General features: G+C 38.2%; 20 protein-coding genes. 19 read left to right on the top strand and 1 reads right to left on the bottom strand.

The annotated features are described in order from the left end of the window. Window positions 1–108: 108 nt before the first annotated feature. The 3 genes from rpsA (at window position 109) to BG04_RS06490 (ending at window position 3,705) form a co-directional block, all read left to right on the top strand. On the top strand, window positions 109–1,245 hold the full coding sequence (gene rpsA / locus BG04_RS06500; protein WP_013059027.1) for a 30S ribosomal protein S1: 1,137 nt from the start codon (window positions 109–111) through the stop codon (window positions 1,243–1,245). Window positions 1,246–1,261: 16 nt separating this feature from the next. Further along, on the top strand, window positions 1,262–2,314 hold the full coding sequence (fni, locus tag BG04_RS06495) for a type 2 isopentenyl-diphosphate Delta-isomerase (RefSeq protein ID WP_034649068.1): 1,053 nt from the start codon (window positions 1,262–1,264) through the stop codon (window positions 2,312–2,314). Window positions 2,315–2,490: 176 nt separating this feature from the next. Then, window positions 2,491–3,705: an MFS transporter gene (locus BG04_RS06490; protein ID WP_034649069.1), complete on the top strand. Its 1,215-nt coding sequence runs from the start codon at window positions 2,491–2,493 to the stop codon at window positions 3,703–3,705. A gap of 31 nt (window positions 3,706–3,736) precedes the next feature. Here BG04_RS06490 and BG04_RS29565 read toward each other — a convergent pair whose 3' ends face one another. Further along, window positions 3,737–3,874, bottom strand: coding sequence for a YpzI family protein (locus BG04_RS29565; protein ID WP_013059024.1), 138 nt, complete (start codon window positions 3,872–3,874; stop codon window positions 3,737–3,739). A 120-nt stretch (window positions 3,875–3,994) separates the two neighbouring features. Here BG04_RS29565 and BG04_RS06485 point away from each other — a divergent pair, with 120 nt between their 5' ends. The 16 genes from BG04_RS06485 (at window position 3,995) to aroB (ending at window position 18,624) form a co-directional block, all read left to right on the top strand. Continuing rightward, on the top strand, window positions 3,995–4,600 hold the full coding sequence (locus tag BG04_RS06485; protein ID WP_034649071.1) for a YphA family membrane protein: 606 nt from the start codon (window positions 3,995–3,997) through the stop codon (window positions 4,598–4,600). Window positions 4,601–4,897: 297 nt separating this feature from the next. Continuing rightward, window positions 4,898–6,208 carry a ribosome biogenesis GTPase Der gene (gene der, locus BG04_RS06480; protein WP_013084895.1) on the top strand — a complete coding sequence of 437 codons (1,311 nt, stop codon included), beginning with the start codon at window positions 4,898–4,900 and terminating at the stop codon, window positions 6,206–6,208. Window positions 6,209–6,225: 17 nt separating this feature from the next. Beyond that, on the top strand, window positions 6,226–7,257 hold the full coding sequence (locus BG04_RS06475; RefSeq protein WP_013084894.1) for an NAD(P)H-dependent glycerol-3-phosphate dehydrogenase: 1,032 nt from the start codon (window positions 6,226–6,228) through the stop codon (window positions 7,255–7,257). A gap of 315 nt (window positions 7,258–7,572) precedes the next feature. Continuing rightward, window positions 7,573–7,776, top strand: coding sequence for a DUF2768 domain-containing protein (locus BG04_RS06470; RefSeq protein WP_034649073.1), 204 nt, complete (start codon window positions 7,573–7,575; stop codon window positions 7,774–7,776). A gap of 24 nt (window positions 7,777–7,800) precedes the next feature. Then, window positions 7,801–8,523, top strand: a complete 723-nt coding sequence (locus BG04_RS06465) for a hypothetical protein (protein WP_034649076.1) — start codon at window positions 7,801–7,803, stop codon at window positions 8,521–8,523. A gap of 229 nt (window positions 8,524–8,752) precedes the next feature. After that, window positions 8,753–10,231, top strand: a complete 1,479-nt coding sequence (gene spoIVA / locus BG04_RS06460) for a stage IV sporulation protein A (RefSeq protein ID WP_013059017.1) — start codon at window positions 8,753–8,755, stop codon at window positions 10,229–10,231. Window positions 10,232–10,604: 373 nt separating this feature from the next. Next, complete coding sequence (locus tag BG04_RS06455) at window positions 10,605–10,877, top strand: HU family DNA-binding protein (RefSeq protein WP_013059016.1); 273 nt, start codon at window positions 10,605–10,607, stop codon at window positions 10,875–10,877. Between the two features lie 148 nt (window positions 10,878–11,025). After that, complete coding sequence (gene folE, locus BG04_RS06450) at window positions 11,026–11,592, top strand: GTP cyclohydrolase I FolE (RefSeq protein ID WP_013059015.1); 567 nt, start codon at window positions 11,026–11,028, stop codon at window positions 11,590–11,592. Window positions 11,593–11,617: 25 nt separating this feature from the next. Next, a complete protein-coding gene (gene mtrB / locus BG04_RS06445; protein ID WP_013059014.1) occupies window positions 11,618–11,848 on the top strand; it encodes a trp RNA-binding attenuation protein MtrB in 231 nt (76 codons plus the stop codon). A gap of 278 nt (window positions 11,849–12,126) precedes the next feature. Further along, window positions 12,127–12,921 (top strand): heptaprenyl diphosphate synthase component 1, encoded by a 795-nt coding sequence (locus BG04_RS06440; RefSeq protein ID WP_026106690.1) that lies wholly within the window; start codon window positions 12,127–12,129, stop codon window positions 12,919–12,921. A gap of 4 nt (window positions 12,922–12,925) precedes the next feature. Beyond that, on the top strand, window positions 12,926–13,630 hold the full coding sequence (gene menG / locus BG04_RS06435; RefSeq protein WP_034649078.1) for a demethylmenaquinone methyltransferase: 705 nt from the start codon (window positions 12,926–12,928) through the stop codon (window positions 13,628–13,630). 81 nt (window positions 13,631–13,711) lie between these two features. After that, window positions 13,712–14,677, top strand: a complete 966-nt coding sequence (gene hepT, locus BG04_RS06430) for a heptaprenyl diphosphate synthase component II (RefSeq protein WP_013084891.1) — start codon at window positions 13,712–13,714, stop codon at window positions 14,675–14,677. A 115-nt stretch (window positions 14,678–14,792) separates the two neighbouring features. After that, window positions 14,793–15,242 carry a nucleoside-diphosphate kinase gene (gene ndk, locus BG04_RS06425; protein WP_013059010.1) on the top strand — a complete coding sequence of 150 codons (450 nt, stop codon included), beginning with the start codon at window positions 14,793–14,795 and terminating at the stop codon, window positions 15,240–15,242. Window positions 15,243–15,452: 210 nt separating this feature from the next. Next, on the top strand, window positions 15,453–16,235 hold the full coding sequence (locus BG04_RS06420; protein ID WP_034649079.1) for a CheR family methyltransferase: 783 nt from the start codon (window positions 15,453–15,455) through the stop codon (window positions 16,233–16,235). 134 nt (window positions 16,236–16,369) lie between these two features. After that, window positions 16,370–17,542 carry a chorismate synthase gene (gene aroC, locus BG04_RS06415; RefSeq protein ID WP_013059008.1) on the top strand — a complete coding sequence of 391 codons (1,173 nt, stop codon included), beginning with the start codon at window positions 16,370–16,372 and terminating at the stop codon, window positions 17,540–17,542. Further along, window positions 17,542–18,624: a 3-dehydroquinate synthase gene (gene aroB, locus BG04_RS06410; protein ID WP_034649081.1), complete on the top strand. Its 1,083-nt coding sequence runs from the start codon at window positions 17,542–17,544 to the stop codon at window positions 18,622–18,624. The genes aroC and aroB overlap by 1 nt, the downstream gene beginning before the upstream one ends. Window positions 18,625–18,742: the final 118 nt, after the last annotated feature.

Here is an 18,742-nt window from a genome sequence, read left to right as displayed (position 1 = left end):
GAGAGTTTTTTCTATACAGAGCTATATACAATAATGATGAGCTAAAAGAGTGAAGAACTCTTACAAGGGAATACATATTGTAGATGGATATTGGAGGAGGAAAAGACGATGACAGAAGATATGAATCAAGTAGAGGTAACGTCATTAGAAGTAGGAGAAACAGTAAAAGGTACTATTACAAAAGTAGAAGAAAAGCAAGTGTATGTAGATGTACCTAACAGCAAACTAGACGGTATTATTCCAATTAGTGAATTAGCGAGCTTACATATTGAAAAAGCAGGCGATGTAATCCAAGAAGGTGCCGAAGTCGAAGCGAAAGTAATTAAAGTGGAAGACGATTTGCTTGTGCTATCTAAACGAGCTGTAGATGCTGAAAAAGCATGGGATGGTTTAGAAGCAAAACTTTCTTCAGGTGAAGTGTTTGAAGCGGTAGTCAAAGAAATTGTCAAAGGCGGATTAGTAGTAGATATTGGTGTAAGAGGGTTCATTCCAGCTTCTCTTGTTGAAACTCATTTCGTTGATGATTTTGCAGAGTATCAAGATCAAACTCTTACGGTCAAAGTAGTGGAATTAGATAAAGAAAAAAATCGCGTGATCCTTTCGCATCGTGCAGTTGTAGAAGAAGAGCTTGTACAACAAAAAGAAAATGTTCTTGAGTCATTAAAAGAAGGTCAGGTTTTAGAAGGAACCGTTCAGCGCTTAACAGACTTTGGAGCGTTTGTAGATGTAGGCGGAGTAGATGGGTTAGTGCACATTTCTCAGCTTTCACATACGCGTGTAGAAAAACCTTCAGATGTAGTAGCTGAGGGAGATGCTGTGAAAGTCAAAGTATTGTCTGTTGACAAATCAACGGGGCGTGTTTCATTATCTATTAAAGATACGTTAGAAGGTCCATGGTCCAACATTTCTACGAAGCTTCGCCAAGGTGATGTAGTAGATGGAACCGTTAAAAGACTTGTATCTTTTGGAGCTTTTGTGGAAGTTCTACCTGGAGTAGAAGGACTTGTACACATTTCTCAAATTTCCCATAAGCATATCGGGACACCGCATGAAGTGCTTTCTGAAGGCGAAAAAGTGACGGTGAAAGTACTTGATGTGAATGAACAAGAACGACGCGTTTCGTTAAGCATTCGTGATCTTGAGGAAGAAGAACAAGAAGATTACGGTGACTATGAATTACAAGAAGAGTCAAAAGGTTTCCAATTAGGTGATATGATTGGGGATCAATTAAAAAAATTAAGATAAGTAATGGTGATGATTTGTGAGCAGAGCAAAACGTAAAATTGATCACATTCATCATGCGATTCAAACGGGACAGCATCGGCTGCACGGGCTGGATGATATTCGCTTCGTTCATAATAGCTTGCCAAATACTGGCGTGCACGATGTTCATATTGATACAAAAATTGGCGAACTTTTGTTAAGTTCGCCAATTTTTATAAATGCTATGACGGGCGGAGGCGGACAAGAAACGGAACGGATTAACCGTTCGTTTGCTCAAATTGCTCATCATGGTCAATTAGCAATGGCCGTTGGATCGCAGATGGCTGCGATTAAAGATGAAAAGGAAGAACAATCATACAGAGTAGTGCGTCAAGAAAACCCTAACGGAATTATTTTTGCCAACCTAGGCAGTGAAGCTACAGTTGAACAAGCTAAAAAAGCAGTTGATATGCTTGAAGCAAATGGACTTCAAATTCATTTAAATGTTATACAAGAACTGGTCATGCCGGAGGGAGATCGTGATTTTACCGATGCATTACGTCGTATTGAACGCATTGTCCAAGAAGTAACCGTTCCTGTAATTGTCAAAGAAGTAGGTTTTGGGATGAGCGCTCAAGCAGTGCAAAAGCTTAAAGATGTTGGTGTTGAAATCGTTGATATTGGTGGGTACGGTGGTACCAATTTTTCGAAAATCGAAAATGAAAGACGAGCAAAACATTTTCACTTCTTTAATGATTGGGGAATTTCCACAGCAGCTTCTTTAGCAGAAGTATCTCAGCACGTAGAAGGTATGTCCATTATTGGTTCGGGAGGTATTCAAACCTCTATGGATATTGCTAAGTCTATTGCGTTAGGAGCTTCTGCAACGGGAATGGCAGGATATTTTTTATCTATTTTAATGAAGTCTGGTTTAGAAGCAGTTGTAGAAGAGATAGCCGAGCTGCATGAGGAGTTAACGTTCATCATGGCTGCGCTAGGAGCAACCTCTATTGCTAAGCTTCAGCAAATGCCTCTAGTTATTACAGGGGATACCCATAGTTGGCTGACTCAGCGAAATGTATCTATAGAAACATTTAATAACAGATCATAAAAAAGCATGCAGTTGACTGCGTGCTTTTTTATTTCTTTAAAAGATGAATGATCGCGTTTTCATTTAAAAAAACAAAAAATGTTGGCAGAAGAAGTGACAAAAAGCATGAAATCCCAAACGTTAGCCCCTTATAATAAGTAAAACAAACAGAAAAATCAGAAAAAAGAGGTGGCGTGATGAAAAAGGGACATCCTATATTTACAATTTTTCTTTTCTTTTTAGGTTGGGTTTTCATGTATGCAGATCGTAATATTTTATCTCCGGTTATGGGAGATATCGGTGCGCAGTGGGATCTTAATAAATCTGAACTTGGGCTAATGTCTACCGTATTTTTTGCAGCATATGCAGCTATGCAAATTCCAACGGGTTTTTTGGCAGATCAATTTGGTCGCGTTAAGATCTTAGTAGCTGGATACATCTTGTTTGGAGTTGCCACATTTGTTACAGGACTTACAACTACTTTCGGTATGTTCTTACTTATGCGGGCGCTGACAGGACTTGGAGAAGGAACGTATTATGGTTCACAATACGGAATTTCTTCGAGCATCACATCTGAACGATACCGAGGTTTAGTGTCGGCGCTCATTAATAGTGGAATGGCTTTTGGTATATCACTTGGTTTTATCGGTTCTACATACATTACATATACGTTAGAAAAAGACTGGCAGTTTACTTTTTACTTATTTGCTATTCCAACTATAGTAATAGCTATTTTAATAGCTTTCTTTGTAAAAGATAAGCAAAGGGATCAAGAAAAAAATTCGCTAAATAAAGAAACAAAGCAGTCGCTAAAAGTATTATTTACAAAAAATCATATTTTCGTATACATTTTAATCTTCTGCTCTCTTTACGGATTTTTTGGGATGCTGACTTGGCTTCCTTATTATTTGCAGCACTCGCGAGGCTTAGAAGGGTCTCAAACAGGCATCATAGCATCTTTAGTACCTTGGGCGTCCATTCCAGGAGCAATCTTCTTTGGGTATATATCTGATCGAATTGCAAATAAAAAAGCATTAATTGTGAGTTTGTCAGTAGCGGGCGCTTTGTGTCAATTTTTTATTCCCTATACAGAGAGTTATTCTTGGCTATTAATCGGCTTAATTGTGTACGGTTTGATAGGTAAATTAGCATTAGATCCGATTTTGATTTCGTATATGGCGGATATTACTCCATCGTCCATGTACTCTAAAGTGTACGGTTTTTTCAACTTCAGCGGCATGCTGTCATCGATCTTTGCACCTTACATTACCGGATATTTTGCAGATAAACTTGGAAGTATGGAATTCGGGTTTTATTTGTCAGGAGCACTATTGTTAGTGGGAGGAGTTCTCTTTTTGTTTACAGGAAAGAAAGAACGTTCCTATCCTGTTTCACATCCAGTTTTAAAATAAAAAAATGCGCTGACTTAGTCAGCGCATTTTTTTATTTATGCTCATTTAACTCGCGCGCTTCTTCAGGACTTTGCAAGCTAGTTGCTCCCGGATAGTGAAGTCCTTGATCACGGTCAGATTCAACTCGTTTTGATTCTTTTAATTTTTTCTCTTGACGATCTTTTCCCATTTTAGATTCCCTCCTTTTTTCTGATAGGTTGTCCAAAATAAGAGGTTCTATTCTAAAACTCCGATTAAGTTTTACCAAATTGATACATACTGATGACAGGTAGAGGAGGTGCCATATTCAGTGGACGGAATTTTCTTTTATTGGCTTTCGTGGATGGGATGGATTGTTACGACTTTTCTTATGCCCAAAACACTTAGGCGTTGGAAGGTAGCAGCCATTATATTAATCAGTATACTCCTAAGCGGAATGAACATGCATATGGCTCAGTTTTCATGTAGCTATACCGCTTTGTTTTTAGTGGGGGTAGCGTGTGTTTATGCTTCAGGCTACAGCAGGTTTCAGCAGTTATATTATGTTATTGTATGCGGCATAATAATAATTGCCTATGCTGGTTTTTGTTTACTTGAGCTCTATGATCCTGTATGGATTTTTATTGACCGTAAGTGGATTTTGACTGGACTTATCTTATATATTTGCTTTATGGTGATTAAAGATGCTGAAAAAAGATTCGCAGCGCTCATTTTAGGTGTAGTTGGAGGAGATTTTTTATACGCAGTTGTCATTCGAGATATTGCATCTTATGAAGTAGGGTCTCTTCGGACACTCGACGTTTTAGCAACAGCAGTAGGAGCTATGTTTATTTGGGAGATGCTGGTTTATTTCTCTGCTTATTTAGATTTGTACGTGCTGAAGTCTCACAGGCAAAAGCAAAGTACTTACAAATAGAAGAAGAGATTTCGTAAAATTATATTGTTGTTACCGGTGATTTTTGATAAAATTGTTTGATTGAAAGAGTAATGCTTATTCAGCGGATAGGCAGTTAATCAGCTTGATGTAAAATAGAGCTGATAAAAAGCCTGCTTTATCGCTTATGATCGATTAGTAGAGGTCATGCCACGCTGCATGGCCTCAATTTTTGAAAAAAGAATGATCTTATTTATTTGTACATGTAGATAAATACCTTTAGTCGATTAAAGACTGGTTGCCGATACATAAAAAAGATCAAGGAAAGGGAAGAATCGTATGCCAAAACCAATTATTGCGATTGTTGGTCGTCCCAACGTAGGAAAATCAACAATTTTCAACCGAATTGTAGGAGAGCGAGTATCTATTGTAGAAGATATTCCGGGTGTAACTCGTGATCGTATCTATAGTTCAGGTGAGTGGCTGAATGTGGACTTTAACATTATTGATACCGGCGGTATTGATATTGGAGATGAGCCATTTTTAGAACAGATCAAACAGCAGGCAGAAATTGCAATTGATGAAGCGGACGTAATCATTTTTCTAGTAAATGGACGCGATGGAATTACTGCAGCTGATGAAGAAGTGGCGAAAATTTTATACAAATCCAAAAAGCCCGTTGTCCTAGCTGTTAATAAAGTAGATAATCCTGAAATGAGAGAATTAATCTATGATTTCTACGCACTAGGATATGGAGAACCGTTCCCAATCTCAGGAACGCATGGTTTAGGTTTAGGTGACCTGCTAGACGAGGCAGCTAAGCACTTTCCAAAAGAAAAAGACGAAGATTACGGAGAAGAAGTCATTAAATTTTCATTGATTGGTCGTCCTAACGTAGGGAAATCTTCATTAGTTAATGCTCTTCTAGGTGAAGACCGTGTTATTGTCAGTGATCTTGCCGGCACGACACGCGATGCCATTGATACAAAGTTTACAAAAGAAGATCAAGAATATGTTGTTATTGATACAGCTGGAATGAGAAAGCGTGGAAAAGTGTACGAGAGTACTGAAAAATACAGCGTACTGCGCGCATTAAAGGCAATTGAACGCTCAGATGTTGTCTTAGTTGTATTAAATGCTGAAGAGGGTATTATTGAACAAGATAAGAAGATTGCTGGCTATGCACAAGAAGCTGGAAAAGCTGTTGTCATCGTTGTAAACAAATGGGATACAGTAGAAAAAGATGAAAAAACAATGAAAAAATTTGAAGAGAATATACGTGAGCATTTTCAGTTCTTAACATATGCTCCAATTGTATTCCTTTCAGCTAAAACGAAAAAACGTACGCATACGCTATTGCCAATGATTGATCTTGCAAGCGAAAGCCATGCGGTACGTGTAGAAACAAGCATCTTAAATGATGTGATTATGGATGCAGTAGCAATGAACCCTACGCCTACTCACAACGGCAACCGCTTAAAAATCTATTACACAACTCAAGTAGCAATTAAGCCGCCAACTTTTGTTGTGTTTGTAAATGATCCTGAGCTAATGCATTTTTCATATAAACGTTTCTTAGAAAATAAGCTTCGTGAAGCTTTTGGATTTGAAGGAACTCCAATTAAAATTATTGCAAGACCAAGAAAATAACAGAGGATGTGATCGGCGTGGAAAGAATAGCTGTACTAGGAGCAGGAAGCTGGGGAACTGCATTAGCTTTCGTATTGGCGGAAAATGGACACGATGTTCGCATTTGGGGACATAGACAACAAGTCATTGATCAAATCAACGAGACGCATAAGAATGAAAAATATTTGCCTGGTGTAGAGCTTCCTCATCAGATTAAAGGTTTTACGTCATTAGAAAAGGCAATAGAAGGTGTTGAAACCCTTATTTTAGCTGTTCCAACGAAGGCGATTCGTGAAGTGTTGCAGCAGCTAAAATCCCTTACCGATGAACTATTTACAATTGTTCACGTAAGTAAAGGGATTGAACCGGATTCTCTTTTACGTATATCTCAAATGATTCAACAAGAAATTGATACAAAAGACATCGTTGTCTTATCAGGTCCGAGTCATGCTGAAGAAGTAAGTAGAAGGCAGCCGACAACTGTGACGTCAGCTTCAACAAACATACAAGCAGCAGAAAAAGTGCAGGATTTATTTAATAATCAGCAGTACTTCCGTGTTTATACAAATCCTGATGTGATTGGTGTGGAAATTGGGGGAGCGTTAAAAAATATTATTGCTCTTGCTGCTGGTATCACGGATGGACTTGGATATGGTGACAATGCGAAGGCCGCTCTTATGACTCGTGGCTTGGCTGAAATCGCTCGTTTAGGTACTGTGCTTGGTGCTAATCCTCTGACGTTCTCAGGTTTAACGGGGATTGGAGACTTGATTGTAACGTGTACAAGCGTTCATTCTCGAAATTGGCGCGCTGGTAATCTTCTTGGAAAAGGCAAAAATTTAGACGAAGTATTAGAAAATATGGGAATGGTTGTAGAAGGTGTACGCACCACGAAAGCAGCTTACCAGCTATCTCAAAAATATGACGTAAAAATGCCGATTGCTGATGCTTTATATAATGTACTGTTTAATGATGTGAAGGCAAAGGATGCAGTAGACGCGCTTATGTCTCGTACTAAAACACATGAAATGGAAGATTTAGCGAATGTTTTAGGAGAAAAATTAAATTAAGTGCAAAGAAATATGAAAAAATAGGCAATTGGTGATACCCAAAATCATTTACTTGCATAAAATAACGTGTAAATAAAGATGAGTAGAACTGTTAGTATGGGAATATTTAGTTATGATCGAAGCGAAGAGCCCCCTTCGCTTCGATTTTTTTTATGTGAAAAAGCAGGAATTTGTCAATTTAATAGGAAAGTAATTACTATAGACCATGAATCACTGGAAGGTAAATAAATAGTTAATTTAGAAAGTTCTATCAATATCCATCTTAACTATAAGTCCTTATGTTATAATAACGGTGAAAAAAGGAGTGGATGCAATTTGTCGCCAGGTTTGTTAAAGATGTGGATTTCATTGGGCTCCATTGTATTTATGTTTATTTCGGTATTTTCTATTTACTTTAGTCGTTATAAAATTACGAACCGCATTGGTAAAATTGTACTCGCTTTCATTGCCTATTTGCTTATGATTGTAGCAGGTCTTATTATGGTAATTGTTGTATTCAGCGGGCCGACAGATGCTTAATGTACATATGGTAGGGTGAGAAAAATGAAAAAATTCATGCTAACGTCTATTGTTGGGTTAACCATTTTTGTATTATCCGGTTGTTTGTACCCGACGGAAAGAATGTCTCAAAATCAAGTTCCTTATAAAGATCAAGTTGCTTCCGTGCAAACGGCGGTTGATCAATTTAAACAAGAAAGCGGAGGCTTATTGCCAATAAAAACGAAAGATATGGACACGCCGATTTATCAAAAATATCCGATTGACTTTACGAAAATTGTTCCTAGATACATGCAAGACGCACCTGGAAATTCATATGAAAGCGGAGGGGTATTTGCGTACGTACTTGTGGATGCAGAAACAAAGCCCACGGTTAAATTATTAGACTTACGGATGGCGGATACGATTCAAGATGTTAACGTACATTTGAATATATACCGTCAAAATCATAAAGGGTACGTACCGTTTAAAGACGTCATCGCTCCCGGCGTATTCTCTATTAATTATAAAAAATTGAATATGAAAGAGCCTCCTGTCGTTACTAGCCCATATACAGGGAATAGTCTTTCTTTAATTGTTAATGGGCAGGGAGATGTATTTGTAGATTATCGTCCTGATTTGTATGATGCCATTCAAAAGCATAAAAGCTCCTACAAACCTGGTGAAGATATACGAAAGCTCCTTGTGGAAAACAGTGATTTTGTACCTGCTTACTCTCTTCCTTATACAGTCAACGATAAGAATGAACCAATATTTTTTAAAAAATAAGTCATGAACCCCTTCTCCTTGAATAATATTCAGAGAGAAGGGGTTTTCTCTTTCTTGTACACCAATAATGATAATCAGAATGACTAAGTCAGCATGTGCATGAAAAAAATCATAAATTTTTCTATCAAAAGTCATATTTTAATAGGACAACGTCATAACTATATAGTGTCCTAATTTACTCTCGCAATGGATGTCATATTCCATGAACTCATAGATCGGAGGGGATCTTTTGGAAAAGGTGGATGTATTTAAAGATATCGCTGAACGTACAGGAGGCGATATATATTTAGGTGTGGTGGGAGCAGTTCGAACAGGAAAATCTACATTTATTAAAAAATTTATGGAGCTGGTGGTCCTGCCTCACATCGAGAACGAGGCAGAAAGAGCTCGCACACAAGATGAACTACCACAAAGTGCAGCTGGAAAAACGATTATGACAACTGAGCCGAAATTCGTACCGAATCAAGCAGTTAATGTTTTGGTAGATGACGGGCTAGAAGTTAACATACGGTTAGTAGATTGTGTAGGATATACGGTGCCAGGGGCTAAAGGGTACGAAGATGAAAACGGACCTCGAATGATCAATACACCTTGGTATGAAGAACCCATTCCATTTCACGAAGCGGCTGAAATTGGAACGAGAAAGGTAATTCAAGAACACTCAACGATTGGTGTCGTCATTACAACAGATGGCTCAATTGGAGATATACCTCGTCAAGATTACGTGGAAGCAGAAGAGCGCGTCATTAATGAATTAAAAGAAGTAGGCAAACCATTTATCATGGTTATTAATACCGTACAGCCATATCATCCTGATACAGAAAAGCTTCGTGCAAAGCTTAATGAAAAATATGATATTCCAGTATTAGCGATGAGCGTGGAAAGCATGCGCGATACTGATGTGATGAACGTATTAAGAGAAGCACTCTACGAGTTCCCTGTATTAGAAGTCAACGTTAATCTACCAAGCTGGGTAATGGTTTTAAAAGATAAACATTGGCTGCGTGAAAGCTATCAAGAAGCCGTTAAAGAAACGGTAAAAGATATTAAGAGGCTGAGAGACGTTGAACGGGTAGTAGAGCAATTTAGCCAGTTTGAATTTATCGATCAGGCTCGATTAGCCGGAATTGAGATGGGGCAGGGAATTGCTGAAATTGACTTATATGCTCCAGATGACTTATACGACCAGATTTTGAAAGAAATCGTGGGAGTAGAAATTCGCGGAAGAGATCATTTGCTGCAGTTAATGCAAGATTTTGTGCATGCAAAAACCGAGTATGATCAAGTCTCTGATGCCCTTCGTATGGTTAAACAAACGGGTTATGGTGTAGCTGCACCTTCGCTTTCGGATATGAGCCTTGATGAACCTGAAATTATTCGCCAAGGATCGCGTTTTGGAGTTCGTTTAAAAGCAGTGGCACCTTCTATACACATGATTAAAGTGGATGTAGAATCAGAATTTGCGCCGATTATCGGAACGGAGAAGCAAAGCGAAGAATTAGTTCGTTATTTGATGCAAGACTTTGAAGATGATCCGCTTTCAATTTGGAATTCAGATATATTTGGCCGCTCTCTAAGTTCAATTGTAAGAGAAGGAATTCAAGGAAAGCTGTCGCTGATGCCTGAAAATGCACGATATAAGTTAAAAGAAACGCTAGAACGGATTATTAACGAAGGATCCGGAGGTTTAATCGCGATTATTCTATAAGCATGTAACGTTAGGCTCCTCATAAAGGAGCCTCTTCTTTTTGGATAGATCATACAAAACTTTACATATATTGTGATAGATCGCGTGGTTATCCTATTCCTGCGTTATTTTCTGCTTGCTATGCCTTGTTCAATATGTTAATCTTTTAACAGAAATCGATCGATCATACTGTTTTCACTACATACATACGGCAGATGAATGAAAAACATTGAATTATTTAGTTCAATCGTTTATGATTAGGCTTGTCGATACATAGGTTATGTATAATATCCATTTGTTTTGTTAAAGAATGAGATATAACGAATTACTAGATTCCTTTTCTAACAAGGTTTTTAGTTATTATATGATCCGATTTTGGGAGGAGGTGAATGGCATGAACAAGACAGAATTAATTAATGCTGTTGCAGAAGCAAGTGAGCTTTCAAAAAAGGATGCTACAAAAGCAGTTGATGCTGTTTTCGATACAATTTTAGAAGCTTTAAAAGCTGAGGACAAAGTTCAACTTATCGGTTTTGGTAACTTCGAAGTACGTGAACGTGCTGCTCGTAAAGGACGCAATCCACAAACTGGCGAAGAAATCGAAATTCCTGCTAGCAAAGTTCCTGCATTCAAACCAGGTAAAGCTCTTAAAGATGCTGTAAAATAATATCTACATAAAATGGCTTTATTCATAGCCGTTGATGAAGAGCTTTGAAAGGTCGCACATTTGCGACCTTTCTTTTTTGCCTTTGGTATATACATATGCTAGAATTTTTTTCATAAAGTCGTAATGCAACGAATTGGAGGGCAACAACATGTCATCTGTAAATAAACCACAGATCGAACAAGCCGTGAGACTAATTTTAGAAGCAATTGGCGAAGATCCAAACCGTGAAGGATTATTAGATACACCAAAGCGAGTAGCTAAAATGTATGAGGAAGTCTTTTCCGGGTTGAATGAAGATCCAAAAGAACATTTTAAAACAGTTTTTGGAGAAGATCATGAAGAGCTAGTGCTTGTAAAAGATATTCCTTTTTACTCTATGTGTGAACATCACTTAGTGCCTTTTTATGGAAAAGCTCATGTTGCGTATATTCCAAAAGGCGGACGAGTGACCGGTTTAAGTAAGCTGGCAAGAGCAGTAGAAGCTGTTGCGAAACGTCCTCAGCTTCAGGAGAGAATTACATCTACAGTGGCGGATTCTATTGTAGAAACATTAGAGCCGCACGGGGTAATGGTAGTAGTGGAAGCAGAGCACATGTGTATGACCATGCGAGGCATTAAAAAGCCTGGAGCTATGACAATCACTTCTGCTGTACGCGGAGTGTTAGAACACGATGCAAGTTCTAGAGCTGAAGTTTTATCACTGATTAAATCATAATGTGGATGATGAAGGAGAAGAGAATATGACACAAAAAGGAACGCCGGAGTATATTGTCATTAAAGCGGTCGAAGATGGAGTTAACGTAATTGGCTTAACGCGAGGAGCAGATACGCGATTTCATCATTCAGAAAAACTAGATAAAGGCGAAGTAATGATTGCGCAGTTTACTGAGCATACATCCGCAATTAAAATTCGTGGCAAAGCCGTCATTCAGACTGTTCACGGAGAAATTGAATCCGATACGAAAAAATAAGCAGGGATTTTCCTGCTTTTATTTATATTTAAAATAAATGAATAAGAACAGGAAAAACATGGTGAAACTAAAAGCAATATCTTAAATTACTGTCTAAGAAATCCAGATGGTATGTAGATGAACGGTGTTCAAGCGGATGAGCAGCTAAATGATTTAAACCGTGAAAAAGCTTCAAAAGAATTTAAAGGATATTTTATAATGTAATTATGTTATAATTGACACTATCGATTTGGAGTTAAAAGAACTTTAAACAAATAGTGATGGAAAGGGAGACAAGGATGATGAGCGTAAAAACCATCTATGATATTGTGGCCAACATGAAAGAACAGCTTCATGTTGAATTAAGTCATCCATATGTAAAAAAATATATTCATCATCCGCGTATTGATGAAAATAGATTACTGTACATGTGTTCGTTCTTAGATACTCTTTCAATGGAAGAAGAAAAAAAGAACAGCTCTGTGCTATCTGTGATGCTCGTTCAAACCGCACTTGATACCCACGATCTAGTCTCCACTCAAAATGTTAGCGGAAATGAAGGAAAGCTGCATGAGCGGCAGCTGGTAGTTTTGGCCGGAGATTATTACAGCGGCCTGTACTATTACTATTTAGCTCAAAGCAACCAGCTGAATTTAATGAAAGTTATAGCATCTGCTATTAAAGAAATTAATATCGCTAAGATACACATTTATAACAATCGCTCTACTAATCCACACGACGTTATGAATAGTTTTTTAGCAGCAGAATCATCGTTTGTAAGATGCTTATGTGACTATTTTGAACGTGAAGAGTGGAAAGAACTTTTAAAACATGCAGCGTATTTGAACGGGATATTAAAGCAATTAAAGTCATTGCAGCATAAAGAGTCTACTCTCTTGCTAAACTATTGCAAACAAATTGGTATGAATCAAGAACAAATAAAAGAATACCTTTATTCGTATACTCAACAGTCTGTAAACATTGTTAGAGGATACTTACGAAGTGAATTTGTGATGAATGAGTTTTTAAGAGAGCACTTAGATGAACTTACATCTAGCTTAGAAGTGCTGAAAAATGTCGTAGGAGAAGGATAGAGATATGCAGCAATCAAAAGAACAGCGTGTCCATGGCGTATTTGAAAAAATATACAAAAATTATGATCAAATGAATTCTGTTATTAGTTTTCAGCGTCATAAGGCATGGCGCAAAGATACGATGAAGCGAATGAATGTTCAAAAAGGAACAAAAGCTTTAGATGTTTGTTGCGGAACTGCGGATTGGACGCTAGCTATGGCTGAAGCAGTTGGAGAAACAGGAGAGGCAGTTGGCCTGGATTTTAGTCAAAATATGCTAAAGATTGGTGAAGAGAAAGTAAAAAACTCACCTTTTTCAAATATTACCTTACTACATGGCAATGCAATGGAACTTCCTTTTGAAGATAATTCATTTGACTATGTAACGATTGGATTCGGACTGCGCAACGTGCCCGATTACCTTCAAGTTTTAAAGGAAATGCAGCGCGTCGTGAAACCTGGCGGAAAAGTGGTTTGCCTTGAAACGTCTCAGCCCACGATGGTCGGCTACCGACAAATGTACTTGCTTTACTTTAAGTATATTATGCCTGCGCTTGGAAAGATGGTCGCTAAAAGCTATGATGAATATTCATGGCTTCAAGAGTCAGCAAGGGACTTTCCAGGTCAAAAGCAATTGGCTGATATGTTCCGTGAAGCCGGTTTGACAGATGTTGAAGTGAAATCTTACACAGGTGGAGTAGCAGCGATGCATCTAGGGTACAAACGATAAAAGAGAAAAAGCTTGTCCTACAGGTGCAACAGCCTGTAGGATAAGGAGTAAAGAATGAATATATAATGCAAGGTGAGTCCAATGAAACTAAAAATGATGTACGCTTTTTTGAATACGGATATTACCCTTATTGAGAAAGAACTTGAACAAACTGTTCATACCGATGAAACACTTATCACAGATGCTTCTCTTCACCTTTTACAAGCAGGGGGGAAACGAATTCGCCCTGTATTTGTTTTGTTGGCAGCTAAATTTGGGCATTACAACATCGACCAAATCAAACACGTGGCAGTAGCGCTTGAGCTGATTCATATGGCGTCTCTTGTTCATGATGATGTTATTGATGACGCTGATAAGCGACGCGGAAAACCAACAATTAAGGCAAAATGGGACAATCGTATTGCTATGTATACAGGGGATTACATCTTTGCTCGTGCGCTTGAAGTTATGAGTGAGGTTAAAGATGTGGAAGCACATAAAATTTTATCTAATACGATGGTGGAATTAACGCTCGGTGAAATTGAACAGATTAAGGACAAATACAATCTAAACCAAAACTTACGCGTGTATCTGCGTAGAATTAAACGTAAAACGGCACTACTAATTGCTGCAAGCTGTCAGTTAGGTGCAATTGCAGCGGGAGCTCCTGAAGATATACATAAACGTTTATTTTGGTTTGGATATTACGTGGGAATGTCATTTCAAATTACCGATGACATTTTAGATTTTATCTCATCAGAAGAACAGCTTGGGAAACCAGTTGGCAGCGACTTACTGCAAGGAAATATTACGCTGCCAGTTTTGTATGCCATTGAAAATGCTGAGTTTCGAGATAAAGTAGAACAGCTTTTTGAGAGGGAATATGAGCAAGAGCTGATCAATGAAATTATTTCTGATATTAAATCTTCTAACGCCATTGAACGTTCATTTGAGATGAGCGATCGTTATCTGCAAAAAGCGATGAGCATTTTAGAAGAACTGCCGCCAAACAAGGCGAAAAAAACGCTGCATCAAATTGCGAAGTACATTGGAAAACGGAAATTTTGATTTATTTACTTTCATAAGTTGTAAACTGCTCGAAACAATGTTAATATCTTCATGAGGTGTGATTGCGCTTTCAAAACTTGTTTACATATCATGAACTTCAGGGGTGGAGAGTAAAATGATACAAAAAACGTTTTTAATGGTCAAACCAGACGGGGTACAAAGAAGCATTATTGGTGAGGTTATTTCTCGCTTTGAGAAAAAAGGTTTTCAATTAGTCGGAGCTAAGCTTATGCATATTTCGCAGGAATTAGCTGAAACACACTACGGTGAACATAAAGAGAAACCTTTCTTCGGTGAGTTAGTGAAATTTATCACATCAGGTCCAGTTTTTGCTATGGTATGGGAAGGTGAAAACGTGATTTCAGTATCACGTCAAATGGTGGGGAAAACTAACCCTCAAGAAGCGCTTCCTGGAACTATTCGAGGTGATTATGGACTGATTGTTGATAAGAATATTATTCACGGCTCAGATTCACCAGAAAGTGCGGAGCGTGAAATCAGCTTATTCTTTGAAAGTGAAGAGCTGACTTTCTATAAAAAAGACGCAGACGCTTGGATTTACTAATTTAGATAGCGCAAGGAGACGAATGAATTTTCATTCGTCTTTTTTATTGTGTTTATACATAGGTACTAGGCTATTGATTGCGAATATCTCTCTACATAAACATTTTCACAATGTATTCCGATATATTAATAAGAAGATAAGCGTATATAAAGGTTTTATTTCCTTATACGTCTAACATAAACGTATAGAAATGAGAAAGGAGAGTCGAAAATGATAGACGAATACGACGCGTTTGTGGAGAAAATAAAAATAAAAACAGGCATTGATTTATCACTATATAAGCAGTCTCAAATGAAACGCCGCCTCACCTCCCTTTATGAAAAAAAAGGTTTTTCTAGTTTTTTTGAATATTATCGAGCGATGAGCAGTAACAGCGAACTGCTTGAGGAGTTTTTAGATCGGATGACGATTAACGTTTCAGAGTTTTATCGTAACTATCAGCGGTGGGATATATTGGAGCAAAAAATTTTACCGGCTCTTGTAAAAGGAAAAACAGACCTGAAAGTGTGGAGCGCTGCCTGTTCAACAGGGGAAGAGCCATATACACTAGCGATGGTTTTATCAACATTGTTTCCTCTTTCGCGTATTTCTATATTAGCGACTGATTTGGATGAAAAAGTGATAGAAAAAGCAAAAATAGGCTTTTATGATGAACGTTCACTTCAGGAGATGCCTGTTTCGATGAAAAATAAGTACTTTCAACAAAGAGGAACCGGGTACTTATTAGATGAAAAAATCAAAAAAACAGTTGTTTTTCAGAAACATAACTTACTGTCAGACTCTTTTCCAAAAAACGTTGACTTGATTGTTTGTCGAAATGTGCTTATTTATTTTACAGATGAAGCAAAGCATGCTTTATATGAAAAATTTAGCAGAGCTTTAGCACCTGGCGGTATCTTATTTGTAGGTAGCACAGAGCAGGTTTTTACTCCGCAAAAGTATGGATTTGAAACGGCTGATACGTTTTTTTACAGAAAAGTAAAGACCATTTAACCGAGACAACCTGAAGCGGTTTCTTAAAAGCTGAGGTGAAACTTTTTGTACATTCTTATGTTATAGTATGGTATAGTCATATTTAAAAATGGAAAAATTCTGACGAATAATACATATTAAGCGGAGGTACGATTATGCGATATTTAACAGCAGGAGAATCACATGGTCCACAATTGACTACTATTTTAGAGGGTGTTCCGGCAGGGCTTCCTTTAACAGCCGAAGACATCAATACAGATTTAGCGCGAAGACAAAAAGGTCATGGTCGCGGAAGACGTATGCAAATTGAAAAAGATCAAGCGGAAATTTTAAGCGGTGTCCGCCACGGCTATACGCTAGGATCTCCTATTACGTTAGCGGTAGAAAATAACGACTGGAAACACTGGACAAAAATTATGGGCATCGAGCCAATTTCTGAAGAAGAATCAGAAGAAGTAAAGCGTAAAATCTCAAGACCAAGACCAGGGCATGCCGATTTAAACGGCGCTATTAAATATGGTCATCGCGATATGAGAAATGTATTAGAACGTTCTTCAGCTCGCGAAACAACTGTAAGGGTAGCAGCAGGTGCTGTCGCTCGTCAAATTCTTGCTCAGTTCGGGATTTCTGTAGCTGGACATGTATTAGAAATTGGCGGCGTACAGGCAAATCCGCCTCAATACAAAAGCTTAGAGGAACTTCAAGAAGTCACTGAAGCTTCTCCAGTAAGATGTTTTGACTCAGCTGTTGAGAAAGACATGATGCAAGCAATCGATGATGCTAAGAAAAATGGCGATTCTATCGGAGGCGTAGTAGAAGTTATTATTGAAGGCGTGCCAGCAGGAGTAGGCAGCTATGTTCATTACGATCGTAAATTAGATGCGAAGATTGCTGCAGCTGTTATGAGCATTAATGCATTTAAAGGCGTTGAGTTTGGGATTGGATTTGAAGCGGCTCGCAGACCAGGAAGCGAAGTTCATGACGAAATTCTATGGGATGAAAAGAACGGGTATACCCGTAAAACAAACAACTTAGGCGGCTTTGAAGGCGGCATGACAACAGGTATGCCAATTGTAGTACGCGGAGTAATGAAGCCTATTCCAACGCTTTACAAGCCGTTAAAAAGTGTTGATATTGAAACAAAAGAAGCCTTCGAGGCAAGCATCGAACGTTCAGACAGCTGCGCTGTGCCGGCGGCAAGCGTTGTAGCAGAAGCCGTTGTAGCTTGGGAATTGGCTGATGCGCTAATCGAACAGTTTGGACAAGACCGAATTGATTTAATTGCTGAAAATATTGAGAAAATGCGTGCACATGCGAGGGAGTTTTAATGTTGCAAATTGATATTCAAACTTTATCCAAAACATATCCTCTTTATTTAGGAAATGGATTAATTGAAAAGCTGCCTTCTATTATCGAGAGTGTAAAACCTAATCTGTCGTCCGTGTTAATCATCACCGATTCAGCTGTAGATTCATATTATGGAGAAGCGGTTGTAAAAGCGATCGATACAAAGTTTAAAGTGGCTAAATACGTAGTGCCAAGCGGTGAACATGCAAAGTCATTTCAACATTACTACGATTGTCAGACATTTGCGCTCGAACAGCAGCTTGACCGCAATGCGCTCGTTATTGCTTTTGGCGGAGGGGTAGTAGGCGATTTAGCTGGATTTGTAGCCGCTACTTATATGAGAGGAATTTCTTTTATTCAAGTGCCAACGACGCTTCTTGCTCACGATAGTGCTGTAGGCGGTAAAGTAGCCATTAATCATGAGCTTGGAAAAAATATGATTGGTGCTTTTTATCAGCCTGAAGCGGTTGTTTATGATATTGATCTTCTTAAAACGCTTCCCGAAAGAGAGTGGCGTTCCGGTTTTGCAGAAGTGATTAAACACGCTTTTATTCACGATGAAGAATTTTATAAATGGCTTCAGCAAAATATACAATCGCTGACTGATTTAAAAGATGAAAAATTAATTTATGCTATTCAAAACGGTATTTTAGTCAAAGCATCTGTTGTAAAAGAAGATGAGACAGAAGCTGGCGTTCGCGCTCATCTGAACTTTGGACATACGCTAGGGCATGCGATCGAAGCGGAGTGCGGCTATGGAAAAATCAGTCACGGAGAAGGCGTAGCGATTGGTATGCTGTTTGCTATGAAAGTCAGCAATGTTCTTGAAAAAAGTCAGTTCTCTGTGGACGACATTGCGAAATGGTTTGAAAAATTTGGCTACAAGACGTCTGTCCCAAACCATCTTTCAGCTGAAAAACTGCTTGTAAGAATGAAAGCGGACAAGAAGTCTAAATCAAGCAATGTTCACATGGTACTGCTTGAAGGCATAGGCAAACCTTTTGTTCAACAAGTAGAAGATGAAGTGATTCTTAAACTGCTGAATGAAGAGCTTAAAGCTTAGTTTCGTCTAAAGTCAAGTAGATAGTAGTTGACAAATGAATTTGAAACGTACTACAATTGGTAACAAGTTAGTTTAGAGATTTTAGTTATGAGAAAACAATAGACAGTTTAGTTGAGAT

The sequence above is a fragment of the Priestia megaterium NBRC 15308 = ATCC 14581 genome (genome assembly GCF_000832985.1).
Taxonomy (GTDB): Bacteria; Bacillota; Bacilli; order Bacillales; family Bacillaceae_H; genus Priestia; species Priestia megaterium.
The sequence above is the reverse complement of the archived record's forward strand: the minus strand, read 5'-3'. Positions and strand labels throughout refer to the sequence as shown.